Source organism: Nannocystis pusilla, from assembly GCF_026626665.1.
In the GTDB taxonomy this organism is placed as follows: domain Bacteria; phylum Myxococcota_A; class Polyangia; order Nannocystales; family Nannocystaceae; genus Nannocystis; species Nannocystis pusilla.
The window spans coordinates 2,674,425-2,691,228 of sequence record NZ_JAPNKE010000002.1 but is presented as its reverse complement, the minus strand read 5'-3'; the positions used below and the strand labels follow the sequence as shown (position 1 = coordinate 2,691,228).

Below are 16,804 nucleotides of genomic sequence, written 5' to 3'. Positions count from 1 at the left end.
CGTCTCGCACGCGAGACCGTCGACCAGGGTGAACGTCTCGCCTTGGCCCTCCGGAAGCGCGACCCTGTATTGGCTCAGCGTGAACGAGACAGGTGGGTGGGTTGACGAAAGGACGAGTTGAGGGTGAGGTGACAGTTGGGGGGAGTCATGCGGCGACGCTGGCGTGGTCCAGTTCTCGGCGCTTGCGACGTATCCGTTCGACGAACACCGTCGTGACGCGCGCCAACGGCTCGGTCGCGGCGACCGAGAAGTACGGCGCGCTGCCTTCTTGTGCGGTCGAGGCGAACTGCCCGCGTCGGATTAGTTCGGACCGGCCGGCGCGGGCGGCGATATCACTGGCGCTGGATCGTCCGTGACCGGCGGTGCGGCCGGCAGCGGCGCCTGCTCGACGCCCGCGGCCGTCAGCAGCTGGTCGAAGCCGCGCTCCCACGAGATGAAGCCCCGCTTACCGATCGACAGGTTTTTGCAACCGAGCCCGAAGGCCGCGGTGTCTCCCTTGCTGGCGGCCACGGCCATCCTGTCGAGCTCCGACTTGAAGTCCTCCGCGTATCCGATGAGCACGCCGTGCAGGTTGGCGAACTCTTTCGCCGGGGCCACCTGGCGAGTCTCCTCGATGAACACGCGGAGCGTGGTGCTGATATGCATCAGCCGGGCGATGATGTCCGGCTTGGCGACATCGCGTTCGCTCAGGAGCGACATCGCGTGCATCGCGTCGGCGAGCCGCGCCATCGGCACCGCCATGTCCTGATTGACGTAGCGCTCGGCCTCCGCGTCGCGGCCCAGATTGCACGCCGAGAGGAGCACCGCCAGCGCCACGATCAGGCTTCGCATCGGGCGATGATAGCGGTTATGCCCCCGCACACAACACCTCGCCGGGCTCGGTGTTGCCCCCTGCTCGTGAAAGCCGCGCGGGCCGTCCTCGATCCCGATCGCGGGCACAATCCCCGGCGAGCCCGTGAGCGCAGCCCAGGCCGTCTTGGGCACGCGCCGCTGCGGAGCGCCGGCGGCGCCTCCTCGTCGCCGCGGGCGACCGCCGCAGCGCTACACGAAGCTCGATCTTGGTCGGCTCGCGGCCGAGTACTACCGAGCCAACCCGCGAACCTGAAGCTCCGCCTCGCCGCCCCCGCGATGCCTGAGCGCGAGGTCGACGGGCGGCTCCCCGCTGACCAGCAACCGACGGGTACTCGGTCGTTACTGGACGCCGATGAACGAGTAAGAGTTGTATTGGTTGCCTTCCGACGACTGCGAGTAGAAGTTGCTCCACAGCACCAGGGGATTACCGTCGCCGCCATTGCCGGTCGAGTCCTTGGCAACGACCCACTTCCCAAGGCCCCTGTGGAGCAGATGGCCGTCCACGAGCATGAAGGTGTTGAAGTCGTCGCCCATCGAGGTCTGCGAGTGGTAGTTGCTCCACAAGACCAATTGGTTTCCGTCTTCCTGGCCGCCCGTCGAATCCTGGGCCACGACCCATTTTCCGGTGCCCTCGTGGTAGAGATATCCATCGGACATAAACTGGAAAACGTTGAAGCGGTGGCCCTGTCCACTCTGCGAGTAATAGTTGCTCCACAGGACCAGCTTGGCCCTCGGGTTTCAGCCCTACACCTCCCTCCCCGGCGCGGTTTCAACCGCTGGCACGCGAGCTTGGCCTCGCCGGTCAGCAGCCGTTGCCGCGGCGACCGTAGCCGACGTAGGTGTCGGGGTCGGGGTGAAGTGATTCACCCGCATGAGGTACCCGGGCGCGCTGCCGGTCGAGTACAGGTGGACGCCGTCGAACTCTTCGAGGGTCGTCCCACCGATGAACGTGAAGGGGCTGGTCGGGCCGGGCGCGCCGTCGTTGACGTAATAGGCCACGGCCACGTCGTTCCACGCGGCGTTGCAGGCGGACAACGCCCGCCCCTGCAGGTCGCCGGCCACCAGGTAGCCGGCGATGCCGTCGGCAGTGTTGCGAGTGGTGGTCGAGTACGGCTCCGAGACGTTGATGCACGCGAAGCGCTCCAGCCAGTCGTCCTCCCAGTCGTCGAATTCGATCGGCTCGCCGCCGCCGGCGTGGCAGCCGAGGAGCTCGGGCTCGATGATGCGCGGCAGGACGTAGGCGAGCTGTCGCGGGACCGCCCCGACCTGCGGATCGCGAGCGGCCCGGGCGCGGTGTTCGGCGAGCAGCGCCTCAGGCACAGCGGCGCCGGGCTCTGCGAGCGCGAGGAACACCTCGGCCGGGCTGGCCTGCTGCGCGTCGATGAGCTGGATCAGCACGTCGTCGGCGACCCGGCCGCCCGAGACTTGATAGGCGAGGACGGAGCGGTCGGGGGTGCCCACGATGGTGATGCGGCCGCTGTCGGCCACCGTGAAGCTGGCGACGGTCGCCCTGGCCTGCAGCGCCGTCAGCTCCTCGGCGGTGAGCTCCGGCAGCTCGGGCAGCGATTCGTCGTCGGCCGCGGGCGGTTCGAGCGGGTCGGGCGCGTCGCAGGCGGGCAGCACGGCGGCGAGGGCCAGGGCAGCAGCGAGGCCCGGGAGGACGCGAATGAAGGATGTGCAAGGCTTGAAAGACGCGTGGTGCATGCCCGCCAGGTAGAAAGCCGCGGGAGAACAATTCACCGTCGATGCATTTTTTCCCGGCCCGTGCGACCTGTCGTGCTCACCCCTCGACGGCAGGCCGCTGCTCGTCTCGCGTCGCGCGCTCGTGGGCTCGTGGGTCGATCGCGCGGCCGTCGGGCAAGGCCCCGAAGTCCTCGAGCGAGAGCTGCTCGACGAGCGGTCCCGGGACCATGCCGTCCAGCGGGTCGTCGCTCGCGGGCACGAGGCGGCGGAACGGCGGCACGACATACCAGTCGTGCAGCGTGAACGAGTGATAGGGCTCGCTGGTCGGCCGGCCCGGGCCGGACGGCGTCTGATGGATCTCCGGCGACAGCGAGCCGACCACCTGCAAGGCATGGCCGCGGGTGAGCCCCAGGAAGGTCTCGGGTTTGAGCGCGTCGAGCTCGGCGAGCGCCTGCTGGTTCGAGGCGGGGTCCCAGGCGATGGTCACCGATTTGCCGTCCACGTCGACGGCGGTGGTAAGGCCGGTCGTCTCCATGTGGATCAGCGGATAGCTGCGCGGTTCGCCCCGGGGCGTGGACGCGGCGTCGCAGGCCGTAACGAGCAACCACACGCACACGGCCGTCGTTCGCGGTCGGCGAGGCCCCATGGAGCGACCCTATGCGAGTGCGGGACCCCCGTCAATCGCCCTCGAGCCGGCCGCGATGCTGATGGCCATGCAGTCAGAACCTGCACCGTCGACTGCTCGGGCGCTTCTCAGCGCGACCTCGTGACATGCGAGGGCGTGCAGAGCGATCGCCGAGTGTGTTGCGCTCGATGCTGACGAGCGCCGTTGGCACGGTGATGAGCTGACCATCCGGGTAGTGCGCGACAAGGAACGCCAGACGCAGCAGCGGTGCAGCAGGACCTCGTGGTGCGCCGTCAGTTGCTCAGCGCCCCACCCCGCCCCGCAATCAGTATTGTGCGCGAGGAAGCCGTCGGCGAAGTAGGTGTCCGGCGCGTCGACCGAGAGCTCCCAGACCTCGCTGGTGCCGTCGGGGACGATGCTCTCGATCGGGAGCGCGGCGCCGTCGCGCCCGAGCAGACGATCGCCGACCTGCAGGTCCCGCGCGGGCCGGAAGACGCCCACGCGCGGGAGCCACAGCGGGTGCTCGCCGGTGATTCGCAGCGCCCGCCCGTCGGCGAGCCGGAGCTGCAGGACCGGCCGCTCGCCGCGGGAGACGCGGCGCAGGACGTGGGCGACCTGCGCCTCGCCGCGGAGAACGTCGAAGGAAAGGACGGTCGCTCCGGGCGCGAGGGCCTCGATCGCGACAGGGCCGGCCGGCGTGTCGATCGGCGTGCCGGTGGCGAAGCAAGTCGCGCCCGAGTGACCCCAGCGCGCAGGGCCCGTGACCGGCGAGAGCGTCCCGTCGGCGGCGCGTCCGCACGCCAACAAGGCGACGTCGCTCGAGCAGCCGACGACGCCGGTGAAGCCCGGATCCTCGGCCCCCCACCCTTCCTCGCCGGCCTCGAGCGCGAGGGTCAGCGGTCGGCCCGCGGTCGCTGGAAGGGCGTGCCAGGCGTCCCACAGGGCCCGGGGGACGCTGGAGAACGCGCGCTCCGGGTCACACTGGAGCGTGACCCGGGCGCCCGGCGGGCCCGGGTGGCGCTCGGCGAGAAGGACGATCGACTCGGCGCCTGCAGGCCACTCGCGCACCGTGAGGGTCGTGTCGAGTGCGCAGTCGTAGCTCTCGCTCGCGGCCACGAGCTCGACGTCGGCGTGCAGCGTCGGGTCCTCGCTCGGGGCCAGCGGCGTGGGCTCGCCGCGGGTGGGCCGTCCGTCGCGCACGAGGAGGCGGTCGAGGAAGTAGGTGTCGGGCGCGCTGACGTCGGCGACGTCGACGCCGTAGGAGCGCTTGTTCGACTGCACCTCGCGGACCTCGAGCGGACCGTCGAGGCCGAACAGGCGATCGCCGGCCGCGACCTCCGACGCGCGGATCCACCTCCCTGCTCGACGCGCCAGAGCTCCTGTCGGGGCGGGAGATCGATCCGCTCGCCCGTCGTCAGCCGGAGCTCCACCATCGTGGTCGACCGCCGCTCTTGTCGAGACCGGAGATCGACGCGCACGCGGTTGCCCGTCGTCGGGTCGGCGCCGACGAGCTGGAGGCCGGGCCTCATGGCCAGGTAGTCGCCGCTCTCGCCCGAAGGGGTGAGGAGGCGCCGGCCGCTGTGCCACCGCTCTTCGGCCGGCACTTCGGGATGGGTCGAGTCGGGGGCGTTCGGGTTGCGCGAGGGATGGAGCGCGCCGCTCGTGTCGCGCAGGCAAACACCGAGCGCGTACTTCTTCTCGCAGGTGACGCGCGGCGGCTCGAGGCGCACGCGGAGCCTCGCCGGTTCGCGGGTCGTGGCGGGTGCTGCGACGGCCAGCAGTTCGCGCGGCAGCTCGAGCATCACGGGCGCGCTGCAGTCGGCCGAGTCGCGGTTGCCGGCCTCCGCCTCCCGGACCACGACGGCCAGCGACACGATCGGCGCTGCGAGCGGGACCAGGGGCACGTCGATGTCGAGCGCACAGCGGTCGACGGCGCCGCGGATCCACGGAAACGTGAGCATCGCGTCGTCCAGCGCCGGCGGTTCGGGGGGCGCCGGAGGTGGCGACGGCGGCGGGGGCTGCGGCGTCGGCTGGGGCGGCGGCGGGGTCTCGATCGGGACTTCGGGCGTGCTGCAACCCACGAGCGAGAAGAGGAGGACGGAGGCGGTCGCGCGACTCATCTGGCGCCCCAGGGACGGGGTCGAGCCCGTGATATTCGCGCGTTCGAATCGATCGTGCCCACGGTCGAGCGGCGCTTCATCGGAGCATCATGAAGGTTTGACCGTACACGGCGACCCCTCGACGGAGACGAGGGCGCCGGCTCGCGCCTCCAACCACGTCCACAAGTCTTGCCCCCGAGCGTGGCGTCGGAGTCGCGGAGCTCCGCCTCCTCGATCTCACCGTCGGCGTTCGCATCGCTGGCCGCGAAGGGGTCGAAGACGAGCTCTTCGTCGCCGAACAACCGGTCGCCGCGCACGCTGATCGTGACTTGCGGCTCCTCGTCCGCGAAGCTGGTCTGCGAGACACAGTCCCGGTACGCGTTTCCGGCGGTCAAACCCCAGGAGAAGCGCTTGGTCTCTTCACCGCGCTGCGCCGTGCCCTCCACGTAGATCGAGTACGAGCCGGTACGCATCCGTTCGACGTCCGAATCGTCGACGTTGCCGGCTACCGGGTCGGTCGCCGGCGCGATGCTGAAACCGATGCCATTGATCAGCGCGTGGGGGTGTTCGCTCGTCCGCTGGGCATGGCCGAGGACGAGAGGCTCGCCTGCCCGCACCAGATCGACGATGCGGTACTGCTGCGACTCGTCGTCGAGCGACGATCCCTCGAGCATCAGGTCGCCGATCGAGACCTGCAGGGCGGAGAAGGTGATCACCCAGTCATCCTTGATCGTGCTCGGGTGGATTCCGTCTTCGACGAACGACGCGTCCACGAGCGCCACCGTGATGTCGCGCTCCACCGACTCCTCGCCGGCGGCGCAGGCGCTCAAGAGCAAGAGAGAGGCGTGGAGACGGAGCATCGAAGGGGTCCAGGAGCCGAACACGCGGCCAGCAACCGTGGCGGTGAATGCCTTATTCCCCGCGTTCGTGCCCGTGCGTCGTGCTCCCGGCGCTGCAGCCGGCCGGCTCCTCGCCGAGAGCGCCGTCGTCGAACCGACCCGCACGACGATCTGTCTTCACGGACAGACGCCGTCGGCCTCACGAGGCCGCGTCTGCGCGCTGTTGTGACGGGAGCTCCCGGTCTTTCCAGTCTTCTCCCCCGGCTCCTCCTGCGGTGGCACCTCGGCCTCCGGCACGGCTTCGAGGTCGCTCGCGACAGTCAGGCCTCCTTCGACGCGTCCTGCCCGATCCACAGCCGGTTGCCGTCCGGGTCCTCGATGCGGAACTCGGTCATGCCGTAGAACGTCGTTTCCAGGTCCGGGATGACCAATCCGTTCCCGCGCACCTCTCGATGATACGCGACGATGTCGTCCGGATACAGGTAGAGCACGGAACCACGTGGCGCGTCGGGATGGACGTTGAGCGACTGGTCCACCATCAGCCGGCAATCACCGAAGCGCAGCATCGCCCAGCGCCAGTCGTCGTTCCTGTCCTCGACGGCGAAGCCGAGTTTCGATAGAACTCGACGCTCGCGGGCATGCTGCGCACCGGCAGCATCGGGATGATCTGGTTTAGCTTCATCGGTGCCCGGGAGGTACCGCAGGGTCGGGTGACGATGCAACAAGGACCCGTCGCGCGGCGATGGTCCCCTCCCCTGCGACCTCGAGCTCGCCGCGGGCGACGAGACGGCAGCGGATGGCACGGCGTCGCGCCGGTGTACGCGATCGCGGGGCTCCACTCGCCTGCGAGGCGCCCGTTTCAGCTCGGGTGGTTCAGCGCGCTGGATCGGGCGCCGCACTCGGTTCGCCGACGTCGTTTCAGAATATTCTCCCACTCACGAGCCCCGACCCGTCGAGGCACACATCCTTGCCCTCGCCGCAGCGCTCGTTGAAGCATACGACCTGCAGGACCCTCGCTACCGATCCCCATGCACCGCCGCGACCTGCTCCGCGCCCTGCCCCTGTTCGCCTGCACTCCGTCGCTTGCGACGCAATCGCGCGCCGCGGACCGGTTCGACGACGTGCTCGCCGGCTTCGACCACGACGAACACGCCGACCTGCGCGCCGTCAGCGTGCACCGCGGCCGGCGACGCGTCGCGTTGCGCACCTACAACGGCGCGCGTGCCGACGAGCTGCACGACGTGCGCTCCGCCGGCAAGAGCATCACCTCGCTGCTGGCCGGCGCGGCCTTCGATCGCGGCATGCTGCGCGATCCCGCCGATCCCGTGCAGCGCTACCTCCCGGCCGCGCGCGGCAGCGCTTTCGCCGATGTGCCGCTGCGCGACCTGCTCGACATGCGCAGCGGCGTCGACGCCTTCGACGAGGATCCCGCCTCTCCCGGCAGCGAGGATCTCATGGATGCCGCGCCCGATCCGGTGGCCTTCGCCTGGTCGGTGCCGCGGGCCACGGCGCCGGGCCTGCACTACCGCTACAACTCGTTGGCCGCCTACGTGGTCGGCCTCGTCGTGCAGCAGGCCTGCGGACAGGACCTCGAAACCTTCGCACGCGAGGTCCTGTTCGCACCGCTCGGCATCACCCGCTGGCATTGGGCACGCGACGCGGCGGGAAACGTGAAGGGCCAGGGCAACCTCTCGCTCGCCGTGGACGACATGCTGCGCATCGGCCGTCTGCTGCTGGACGGCGGCAAACACGGCCACACGCGCGTGATCGGCCGCGACTGGATCGACCGCACGCTGCAACCCGCCGTCGACATCGCCGACGCCGATCCCTACGCCTCGCACTACGGCCTGTACTGGTACCACACCACGCACGCGGCCCGCGGCGGGCCGGTGCGCGTAACCTTTGCCTCGGGCAACGGCGGCAACAAGATCTATGTGGTGCCGGCGCTGGACCTGGTGGTCGCCATCACGAGCCGCGCCTATGGCCGCGGCTACGGCCAGCGCCGCTCGCAGGCGATCCTGCAGGCCCTGCTCGCGGTGGCGTGACGCCGACTTGCCCGACGGCGCGCAGATCCGGATCGACGTCGCCCGACGCTCGGTCGTTTCGGGGATGGGCGCCTACGTGGCCGATATCGAGTTCGCCGCGGCGTACGTCGACGCGCCCGACCTCGGGATCGAATGCGCCACCGAGCCGACGGGTCCGGACGCGCTTCGGCTGTGGGTCGCGCGTCGACCCGGCCGCGCTGCGCTTCTGGATGGCGCCAGGGGCCGACTGTCCCGCCAGACATGCCGGGGCGGCCCGTACGCTCCTCCGCCCCGAATGCTGGCAGGGCGAGCTCGAGATGCTCGGCCGGCGGCTGCAGCTGCGCCACGGGTTCCTCGGCTCGAGCCGCGTGCCGGCCAGCTCGGTGTCGTGGATCGACGAGCACGAGCAGGGGCTGCTGGCGGCCGACTCGGCGCGCACTCACATGCCCCCGGCAGGATCCGGCCTCACGGCACGTACGCGCCGATCCGGGCCCTCCCGTTGGTCCCGGTCGACAGCGTCACGAGCTCGCCGCAGGCGTTGACCGTGCTCTCGAGGCTGTACAGGCTCTGCGGCAAGGTCGCCTCCCACAGCGGTGTCTCGTCGACCGGCGTCCCGTCGAGCGCGAGGCGGTGGGCCGCGACCGTGTGCGGCCCGTCCAGGTCCTCGAAGTCCAGCGTGCGGATCACCGGGACCGTCAAGCGATCGCCGATGAGGTGGACGCGGGACGCTCGCGGCGGGCCGTCCTCGTTCTCCGCCGCGATCTCGACGTCCCACAGCGTCGCCCCGTCAGCCTCCGCGATCGCCAGCAGCTGCACCGGGGTGCCCTGGGAGCTGTCGCGGAGGATCGCCCAGCCGCCCGGGATCGCGATCGCGTCCTTCACCACCCCGAAGTCCGGCGCGTCGAGCGTACGCGACCACACCGGCTCGCCGGCGCTGTCGACCACCTGCAGGTTGAACACGCCGGTGTGCACGAAGTCGGGCCCCGACACGAACAGGATCCGACCGCTCGCGTCGGCGGCGGACGCCAGGGGGATCGCCGCCGGCGCCGCGTCGAGCACCCTCGTCCACGTCGAACCGACGTCGTCGGGCTCGAGCTTGGTCGCGATCACCGTGCTGTCGTCCAACTCCCCGAACAGCACGGGCGTGTCCAGCATCGTCAGCTTGCCCTCCCAGCCCATCGACGGCTCGCCGAGCTCGACCTCTTCGACGAACGGACCGTCGCCGGCGAACCGCACCAGGAACGGCTTCATGGTCGGCTCGACGAGCCGGCTCCCGAACAGGACCAATCGCTCCGCGTCGTCGACCGCGAGCGCGAGATCGTTGGTGCCACCGGCGCTCGGCGGGGACACGTGTGTGCCGAGCAGCTCGCCGTCGTTCGCCAGCAGCATCACCCCGTAGCCGGACAGCTTGTCCTCGTTCCTGTACGACAGCGACGCCGCCACCCCGCCGTCCGGCAGCGGCGCCAGCCAGCCCGGGCCCCAGCCCCCGAGCTCCGGCTGGACGATCACCGTCGCCCAGCGGGCCGCGAACGGCGTCTGTCCTTTCGGACAGTCGACCGGAGGGCCGCCGGTCGTCTCGGGCGGCTCGCCCGTCGTCGGACTCGGCGGCGAACCGGTGGCGTCGGTGGGGTCGGTCTCGCCGGTCGTCGGCGTGCTCGCGGTCGGGCCCTGCGTGTCGGTCCCGGAGGTCGTCGTGGTGCCGGCGTGGTCGGTGGAGCTGCTGGTGTCGGTGCCCGTCTCGAGGATCGACGGACCGCACGCCAGCGATCCGACCACGACGAGGAGGCACCCGCGGGAGACAAGATGTGAAGGCATGCCCGTCAGTAAGTGCCGGCCCCCGGCGTCGGCCAAGGACCGCGATCGGACCCGGCTCCGCCTCCCCCTCCGCTGCCCGGACTCGCCGCGAACGCGACAATCGCCCCGATTCGCCGCTCCTCGCGGTCGCGCGGATTCCTGACAGGCCCCTCGCGCCGTACCGCCTCGCTCGAGCTCACGGCGAGCGGAGCACGCGGCCCGGCGAACCCGTATATGTCCTTTCGGACACGTTGTCTGGCCGGCGCTCGCGCCCCTGCGCGCGGCAGACCTCGCCGCGGCCTGCTCCGCGGCCGCGGAGTTCCTGACATGTCCATTCGGACAGCCCAAATGTCCCTCCCTCACACGCGCTGGCGAAGCCCGCTCGCGCCCGCGCGAGGCCGCCCTCCCCTTCGCCACGCGGCGCGCACACCGGCACTTGTCGGCGATAAATGTCCTCGCGGACATGTTCTATGCGTCATGTCGCAAAAGACATTCGCAAAGGCGGATCGAGACGCCGGCGCAGGCCGGCCCCTGGCGAAGAGCTGTGGAGCTGATCCAAGGGACGGGTCGTGTCCGGCCGCCGCATCCGGTATAAGGATCGCAAGACTTTCCCGCCCTCACTCCCATGCAAGTCGTCTTCATTCATGGCCCGGCCGCCTCCGGCAAGCACACCATCGGGACCCGTGTGGCCGAGGCGCTGGGCATCCCGCTGTTCCACAACCATCTGGCGGTGGACGCCGCGCTGGCCTTGTTCGAATTCGGCAGTTCCGGCTTCTGCCGCCTGCGCGCGGCGATCTGGAGCGCGGCGTTCGCCGAAGCCGCCGCGGCCGGACGCTCCTTCGTCTTCACCTTCCATCCCGAGGCGAGCGTCGATCCGGCGCTCATCGAGAGCTTGACCCGCTCGGTGCGCGCGCACGGCGGCGAGGTGGTGTTCGTCGAGCTGCTGTGTTCGCCCGAAGCCATCGTCCAGCGGCTCGACCAGCCCAGCCGGCATCGTTTCGGCAAGCTCACCGATGTCGCCCTGTACCGCTCGATCGAGCGCGCCGGCGGCTTCGCGTTTCCGCCGCTGCCGTCGTCGCTGCGCATCGACACCGAAGCGCACACGCCCGAGCAATCGGCGGCGCTGATCGTCGCCTCGCTCCGCGAGCCGCGCTGAGTCGCGCTGGTTCACCGCGAGTCCGCGCGTCGCAGCGACGTCCCCTCGACGCGAGCCCATGCCGGAGCCGCCTCGGAGGCTCGCATGCACGATGTCTCGAGCAGCCCTGTGCCCTCCCCGCTCGTCCTCCACTGCGACACCCGGCGCTCGCCGTGCCGTCGCTGCCATCACGGCATGCTGCGCGCTCGGCGAGGTCGAACCGGCCCCTCGCGAACACGCTCCGATTCACGGCCCTGCGTCGCGGGCGATGCGGAAGCCGACGTGGTTGGTGGCGCTGTCGGGGGTGGCCTTGCCGCGGGCGTCGGGGGTGTAGCGGCCGCAGTACTGGTCCGTGCAGAGGTAGGAGCCGCCACGCTGGACGCGCTTGGTGACGCCGGGTTCGGCCGGATCGAAGCTGTCCGGAGGGCCAGGCGGATCGACGGCTCGCGGGGAGCGGCGGGCGTAAGCGTCGGGGCGGTACCAGTCCGCGGTCCACTCCCAGACGTTCCCGGACATGTCGTAAAGGCCATATCCGTTGGCGGGGTAGCTGGCGACGGGGGCGGCCCCGGCGTGGCCGTCGGCGGCGGTGTCTTGGCCGGGGAAGCGGCCCTGGAAGGTGTTGGCGGGGTGCGCCTCGTCGCCGAGCGGCGCGTCGCCCCACACGTGGCGCTTGCGATCGAGGCCGCCGCGGGCCGCGTACTCCCACTCGGCCTCGGTCGGCAGGCGGCCGTTCGCCCAGCGGGCGTAGGCGACGGCGTCCGCGTGGGCGACGTGGACGACCGGGTGGTGCATGCGACCTTCGAGGTCGCTGGCGGGACCCTCGGGGTGCCGCCAGTCGGCGCCGGCGACGTAGCGCCACCACGCGTCGGCGCGCGCGAGCGAGGCGACGCTTTCGGGCGGGGTGAAGACGATCGAGCCGGCGATCCGGCGGTCGGGCGGGACGTCGGGATAGTCCTCGGCGCGCGGGGTCTGTTCGGCGAGCGTGACGTGGCCGGTCGCGCGCACGAAGGCGGCGAACTGGGCGTTGGTGACCTCGGTGGCGCCGAGCCAGAAGCCCGAGACTGCGACGCGGTGGCGCGGATGGGCGTCGGTGAACCGCGGATCGTCGGAGCCCATCCAGAACTCGCCGCCGGGGATCCACACCATCTCGGGGGACGTGGATTCACAGGCCGCCAGGCACGCGGCGAGCAGCGAACCGCACGCGACGAGGAAGCGGCGAGTCATTGCGTGAACTCGATCTGTTTGCGCGTCGGGAATTTCTTCAGCACCTCGCGGTAGCGCAGCAGCTCGGCCTCGAGCGCGAGGGTGACCGGCGCGTGGCGGATCGCGATCGAGTCGTCCTCCTGCGGGTTGGTGTAGAGGTTGAACATCAGCGCGCCGGCGCTCGGCGCGATCGCGCCGGTGAATCCGCCCTGTTGCCCGCGCTGGGTCACGAGCTGCGGCAGCTGGGCGATCGTGGTGAACTTGAACTCGTCGATGCGGGTGCCGACGGGGCGATCGTTCCAGAAGTAGAGGACGCTGCGGCGGTTCGACTCGCCGTCGTCGGCGACCAGGAAGGAGGTCTGGTCGACGCCGTCGACGTAGCGGTCCTCGGGCATGAGCGCGGCCAGCTCGCCTCCCGCCCGGCCGGCGAGGGCGAGCGCGGTGTTGAAGATGTCGGCCAGGTCGAACAGGCCGTCCGACCGGCGCGGGGTGATGGTGCCGCGCCACGAGGCGAAGGTCGGCACGCGGACCCCACCCTCCCAGGTCGAGCCCTTGCCGCCGCGGAACGGGGTGTGACCGTACGGCGCGACCTCCTGCTCGGGGCCGTTGTCGGAGGTGAACAGCACGAGGGTGTTGTCGACCTGGCCGGTCTGCTCGAGCGTGCGGTAGAGGCGGCCGAACACGTCGTCCATCTCGACCATGCAATCGGCGTAGGTGGTTCGGGCGGGCGAGCGGCCGCGGTAATGAGCGTTGGGGTAATTGTCGAAGTGGCAGCCGCGGGTGTTGTAATACAGGAAGAACGGGCGCGATTCGTCGGCCATGCGGCGCAGGAATCGCTCGCCGTAGGCGGCCCACTCCTGGTCGAGGTCCTGGATCGTCTCGAGATCGATCTCCTGGACCGCCTCGAGCGGGCCGCCGCGGACCGCGTGGACGTCGGCGCGGGAGAACGGCAGGCTCCGGATGAAGGCGGTGCGGGCGGGGCTCAGCGCGATCTCCGGGTTGAAGTGCGGGTCACGCCATTCGGTGTACATGTCCGAGACGCTGAGGAAGCCGCGGAAATCGTCGAAGCCCACGTTCTGCGGCTGAGACCCCTCGTTCTCGCCGAGGTGCCACTTGCCGATCGCCTGGGTGACGTAGCCGAGCTCCGAGAGCAGGCGAGCGAGGGTGACCGCGCCCTCGAGGCCGCCGGTCTGGCCGTACATCGGCGGGCGCAGGATGCCGTGATGGACCGGATACTGGCCGGTCATGATGGTGGCCCGGGTCGGCGAACAGCTCGGCTGCGAATAGGCCGAGGTCAAGACCAGGCTCTCGGCGGCGACGCGATCGATCTGCGGCGTCGGGTTGCCGACGCTGATGCCGCCGCCGTTGAAGCCGGGGTCCATCCAGCCGACGTCGTCCATCAGGAAGATCAGGACGTTGGGCCGCTTGCCCGCGCGTCGCTGCAGCGCGGCCAGCTTGTCGCGGGCGCTTCGAAGCTGCGTGGCGTGGGTGACCACGGGCTCCATGTTGGCGGCCGGGCGGCTGGTTCGGACGCTGAGGAATTGATCGGGGTGATCGTAGCCGGGGCCGGGAGGCCGGACGGCGGGCTCCGGCTCGGCGAGGCCTTCCGGGGCGATCGGCGGGGCGAGCTCGGGCGCCGTGACGGGCGGCTCCTGCCCTGTCGCGGGCCCTCCGCCGGGTCGCGGCGTACAAGCGAGCGCGAGGCTCAGCGCGGCCGCCCGCCGGAGCTGCGGCGTCGAGGTATGAACATTGCGCGAGGGCACGGGACCGTCCTTGTCGTCATCGTCGAGCGCGAGGAATGTGGGCACGTCCTTGGCCCCGGACGGCGCGCGGCGCAACGCGGTCGGGCACGTGCGGGCGTCTCTGCGAGGACGCGCGCCGGGACGGCCGCGGGCGCAAGGGTCGGTCGGTCGGTGCGGGCGGAGCTCGCGCTCGCGTCGATGGTGGTCGGCTCGACGACGGTCACGGACGCCAGAGCGAAGTCGCGTCCGGCCGAGCGGCCGAATCTCATACGTAGATCTGATGGTTCGTTGCTCAGCGGCGAGGCAGGCTCGACGCAGCTCGGGTCACTGCTCGAAGCAGAAGATCCGCTTGGTCTTGTCGCAGCCGTCGTTCGTGTTGGTGTTCGACCACCCGCCGTCGGTCCGGGTCCGATCGCCCTGGATCCCCTGCGCCAGGTTGCTCGAGCTGTCCCAACCTACGCAGTCCTGGATGCCGACGAAGCCCGCCCCGCTGGCGAGGGTATCGGTCCACACGAGCGTCTCGCCGCCCGCGTTCTGGCCGTTCTCGTAGACGTTGATGGGAGCGTCGAGGGTCCCATCGGTGAGGTCGGCCCAGTCGTCGGCGATCTTCGTCTGGGCCTGGTCGAGCAGGAGGTACGGCCCGGCGGCGTGGACAAAGCGAGCGGACGGCGAACTGTCCGCCCCCGCATCGGCGGTGAGCCACGCTTTCCAGGTCCCGCCCAGGTCGTTCGAGTCGGCCAGCCCCTGACAGAGCGCGTCGGCGCCGGCGATGCCGTCGAGGTCGCCCTTGTACTCCTTGCTGCTGACGAATACGCGCCGCGACTCCCTCGCGCACGAACTGCTGCAGCCGTCGCCGTCATTCAGGTTGTTGTCGTCGCATTCTTCCTGTCCGGCGTGCACGAAGCCGTCGCCGCACTTCGCGGCGTTGCAGGTGTCGAGGCACTCGTCGGCGTTGTCGCCATCGGCGTCGTCGCACTGCTCCACGCCATCCTGGACGACGCCGTCGCCGCAGGTCGCGGCCACGCACGTCGACAGGCACGCGTCGCCGTCGACCGCGTTGCCGTCGTCGCACGCCTCGACCCCGACCTGAACGAACCCGTCGCCGCACACCGCTTCCTTGCACTCCGTCGTGCAGGCGTCGCCGGCGTCGCGGTTGCCGTCGTCGCACGCCTCGTCGGGCCCGAGATCGGCGTCGCCGCAGACGTTGAGCTTGCAGATGCCAGTGCACGCCTGGCCGGGGCCGTTGCCCTCCCCTTCGTCGCACTCCTCGCCGGCGTCCGCCTGCACGACGCCGTCGCCGCACGACTCCGACACGCAGGTCGCCGAGCATCCGTCGCCTGCGAGGGCGTTGCCGTCGTCACAGGCCTCGCCGGGCCCGATCAGGCCGTCGCCGCACGAAGCCTGGGTGCAGCGGCTCGTGCAAGCGGCCGTGTCGGCGTTGCCGGGGCCATCGTCGCACTCCTCACCGGAGTCGACGACGCCGTCGCCGCAGGTCGGGCCGACCGTGCTCGCCGTCGACGCGTCCGACGTGGTCGGCGTCGACGTCGTCGGCTCGCTGGTCCCCGTGGTCATGCCGGACGCGGAAGCGGCCTCGTCCTGGTCGCCGAACCCCGAGCCGTCGAAGACGCAAGCGTCCAGCAGAAGGACGAGGATCCAGGGGGCGATCGGCCGGCGGAGGGACATCGTAGCTCCGCATCTTCGCACGTCGCGGGCCGCCGCGCAGCCGCGAAAAGGCGCGTCGGCGAGGGCCGAGAGCCTGTCTGATGAGACAGGCAGCGGGGCCGCGCAGGTCGATTCTGGGGAATCCCCGGCCCCTTTGTCACGCCTCGCGCTCTCGAACCGCCGTGAGGGCGTCGCCAGGACCATCGGCGTGTCGACCGTCGGCGGCGCGAGCTTGCGACCCTGGCGAGGACGAGGACGGCGACGGCCGCGGTGGTGTTCTCACCGTGGACCGACTGACCTTCAGCGGCGCCAGCATGCGGGCCGAACAGCTGGAAGGCGCCCGGCACGCGGCGGCGGCCTTCCTCGACGAGCACATGAAAGGCTAGCCACGTCTCGCGCATCCGGACCCGGATCGAGCAGACGATCAGAACGCGCCGTGCAGGCCGAGCACGGCGCCGGTCGCGGTCGGGGCCGCGAACGCCCGCACGCGTCGCAGGTTGGCGCCGTGGGCGGCGATCATCAGGGCGTCGAAGGCGAGCAAGAAGCCGCCCTGCACGAGGATCGAGGCGCCGTAGCCGACGAGGCGCGGGCGGTCGTGGACGCGCCCGAGCTCGAGCGTGGTGGCGCCGGCCATCAGGTAGAGGACGTCGAGCGCGACGTTGATCGAGTAGACGGCCTGGGTCTTTCGCGCCTGCTTCTGCTGCGCAGCGAACGACAGGCCGCGCTCGCGCACGCGGTCGCGGCGGGCGTTGTGCAGGCCGATCGCGCCGATGGTCAGGTTGACCGTGTTCCACAGCGCGTTCATCTGATAGAAGTACTTGACCTCGCCGCTCGTGGTGAAGTTGCCGGCGACGCCGGACACGATGTTGACGACCGCCCAGCCGGTGACGAGGCCCATGCCGGCGAGCTGGGTGCGCACGCGCTGCTCGTGGAACTGCACGCGCGCCGCCTCCTCCGGCCCCGGCGGAGCGGCGAGGCAGACGAGCAGCGCGAGGATCGGCACGGCCGCCACGGTAGCACGTGCGCGCGTCGGCCGACCCGTTCATGGCCGGCCGAGCGCGTCGGTCGAGCCGCGAGCCCGTGCGCGGCTGCCTCGAGCGGAACCTGTCCTTCGAGGAAGCCGGCCGACGGGCGCCTGGAGAAGCG

Annotated in this window: 14 protein-coding genes; 2 read left to right on the top strand and 12 right to left on the bottom strand. The window is 70.8% G+C overall.

What is annotated here, in order from left to right; genetic code table 11:
- Nucleotides 1–300: 300 nt before the first annotated feature.
- The 7 genes from OV079_RS11715 to OV079_RS11685 form a co-directional block, all read right to left on the bottom strand.
- Complete coding sequence (locus tag OV079_RS11715) at nt 301–984, bottom strand: hypothetical protein (RefSeq protein ID WP_267768288.1); 684 nt, start codon at nt 982–984, stop codon at nt 301–303.
- Nucleotides 985–1,191: 207 nt separating this feature from the next.
- On the bottom strand, nt 1,192–1,509 hold the full coding sequence (locus tag OV079_RS11710; protein ID WP_267768284.1) for a hypothetical protein: 318 nt from the start codon (nt 1,507–1,509) through the stop codon (nt 1,192–1,194).
- 87 nt (nt 1,510–1,596) lie between these two features.
- Nucleotides 1,597–2,556: a hypothetical protein gene (locus OV079_RS11705; protein ID WP_267768281.1), complete on the bottom strand. Its 960-nt coding sequence runs from the start codon at nt 2,554–2,556 to the stop codon at nt 1,597–1,599.
- A 76-nt stretch (nt 2,557–2,632) separates the two neighbouring features.
- A complete protein-coding gene (locus OV079_RS11700) occupies nt 2,633–3,070 on the bottom strand; it encodes a hypothetical protein (protein ID WP_267768279.1) in 438 nt (145 codons plus the stop codon).
- A 120-nt stretch (nt 3,071–3,190) separates the two neighbouring features.
- Nucleotides 3,191–4,441: a Hint domain-containing protein gene (locus tag OV079_RS55775; protein WP_267768278.1), complete on the bottom strand. Its 1,251-nt coding sequence runs from the start codon at nt 4,439–4,441 to the stop codon at nt 3,191–3,193.
- 835 nt (nt 4,442–5,276) lie between these two features.
- Nucleotides 5,277–6,095 (bottom strand): hypothetical protein, encoded by an 819-nt coding sequence (locus OV079_RS11690; RefSeq protein WP_267768276.1) that lies wholly within the window; start codon nt 6,093–6,095, stop codon nt 5,277–5,279.
- Nucleotides 6,096–6,418: 323 nt separating this feature from the next.
- Entirely contained in the window at nt 6,419–6,820 is a 402-nt protein-coding gene (locus OV079_RS11685; protein ID WP_267768274.1) for a VOC family protein, read from the bottom strand.
- A gap of 306 nt (nt 6,821–7,126) precedes the next feature.
- On the opposite strand from OV079_RS11685, the gene OV079_RS11680 reads away from it, so the two are divergent.
- Complete coding sequence (locus tag OV079_RS11680) at nt 7,127–8,143, top strand: serine hydrolase domain-containing protein (RefSeq protein WP_267768272.1); 1,017 nt, start codon at nt 7,127–7,129, stop codon at nt 8,141–8,143.
- 444 nt (nt 8,144–8,587) lie between these two features.
- Here OV079_RS11680 and OV079_RS11675 read toward each other — a convergent pair whose 3' ends face one another.
- Nucleotides 8,588–9,937: a hypothetical protein gene (locus OV079_RS11675; RefSeq protein WP_267768270.1), complete on the bottom strand. Its 1,350-nt coding sequence runs from the start codon at nt 9,935–9,937 to the stop codon at nt 8,588–8,590.
- Between the two features lie 604 nt (nt 9,938–10,541).
- Here OV079_RS11675 and OV079_RS11670 point away from each other — a divergent pair.
- Nucleotides 10,542–11,072, top strand: coding sequence for a nucleoside/nucleotide kinase family protein (locus tag OV079_RS11670; RefSeq protein WP_267768268.1), 531 nt, complete (start codon nt 10,542–10,544; stop codon nt 11,070–11,072).
- A gap of 225 nt (nt 11,073–11,297) precedes the next feature.
- Here OV079_RS11670 and OV079_RS11665 read toward each other — a convergent pair whose 3' ends face one another.
- From OV079_RS11665 to OV079_RS11650, 4 genes are all read right to left on the bottom strand, one after another.
- Entirely contained in the window at nt 11,298–12,275 is a 978-nt protein-coding gene (locus OV079_RS11665) for a formylglycine-generating enzyme family protein (RefSeq protein WP_267768266.1), read from the bottom strand.
- The gene (locus OV079_RS11660) at nt 12,272–13,870 is read right to left on the bottom strand and encodes a sulfatase-like hydrolase/transferase (protein WP_420829515.1); all 1,599 of its coding nucleotides are present in this window, start codon (nt 13,868–13,870) and stop codon (nt 12,272–12,274) included. The genes OV079_RS11665 and OV079_RS11660 overlap by 4 nt, the downstream gene beginning before the upstream one ends.
- 450 nt (nt 13,871–14,320) lie before the next feature.
- Nucleotides 14,321–15,679: a DUF4215 domain-containing protein gene (locus OV079_RS11655; RefSeq protein ID WP_267768264.1), complete on the bottom strand. Its 1,359-nt coding sequence runs from the start codon at nt 15,677–15,679 to the stop codon at nt 14,321–14,323.
- A 403-nt stretch (nt 15,680–16,082) separates the two neighbouring features.
- The gene (locus OV079_RS11650; RefSeq protein ID WP_267768262.1) at nt 16,083–16,661 is read right to left on the bottom strand and encodes a DUF6992 family protein; all 579 of its coding nucleotides are present in this window, start codon (nt 16,659–16,661) and stop codon (nt 16,083–16,085) included.
- Between the last annotated feature and the right edge of the window lie 143 nt (nt 16,662–16,804).

Coding starts and splice junctions, on each gene's coding strand:
- OV079_RS11705 (WP_267768281.1), bottom strand. CDS start 2,556: ATGCACCACGCGTCTTTCAAGCCTTGCACATCCTTCATTCGCGTCCTC.
- OV079_RS11680 (WP_267768272.1), top strand. CDS start 7,127: ATGCACCGCCGCGACCTGCTCCGCGCCCTGCCCCTGTTCGCCTGCACT.
- OV079_RS11670 (WP_267768268.1), top strand. CDS start 10,542: ATGCAAGTCGTCTTCATTCATGGCCCGGCCGCCTCCGGCAAGCACACC.
- OV079_RS11655 (WP_267768264.1), bottom strand. CDS start 15,679: ATGTCCCTCCGCCGGCCGATCGCCCCCTGGATCCTCGTCCTTCTGCTG.
- OV079_RS11710 (WP_267768284.1), bottom strand. CDS start 1,509: ATGTCCGATGGATATCTCTACCACGAGGGCACCGGAAAATGGGTCGTG.
- OV079_RS11665 (WP_267768266.1), bottom strand. CDS start 12,275: ATGACTCGCCGCTTCCTCGTCGCGTGCGGTTCGCTGCTCGCCGCGTGC.
- OV079_RS11675 (WP_267768270.1), bottom strand. CDS start 9,937: ATGCCTTCACATCTTGTCTCCCGCGGGTGCCTCCTCGTCGTGGTCGGA.
- OV079_RS11700 (WP_267768279.1), bottom strand. CDS start 3,070: ATGGAGACGACCGGCCTTACCACCGCCGTCGACGTGGACGGCAAATCG.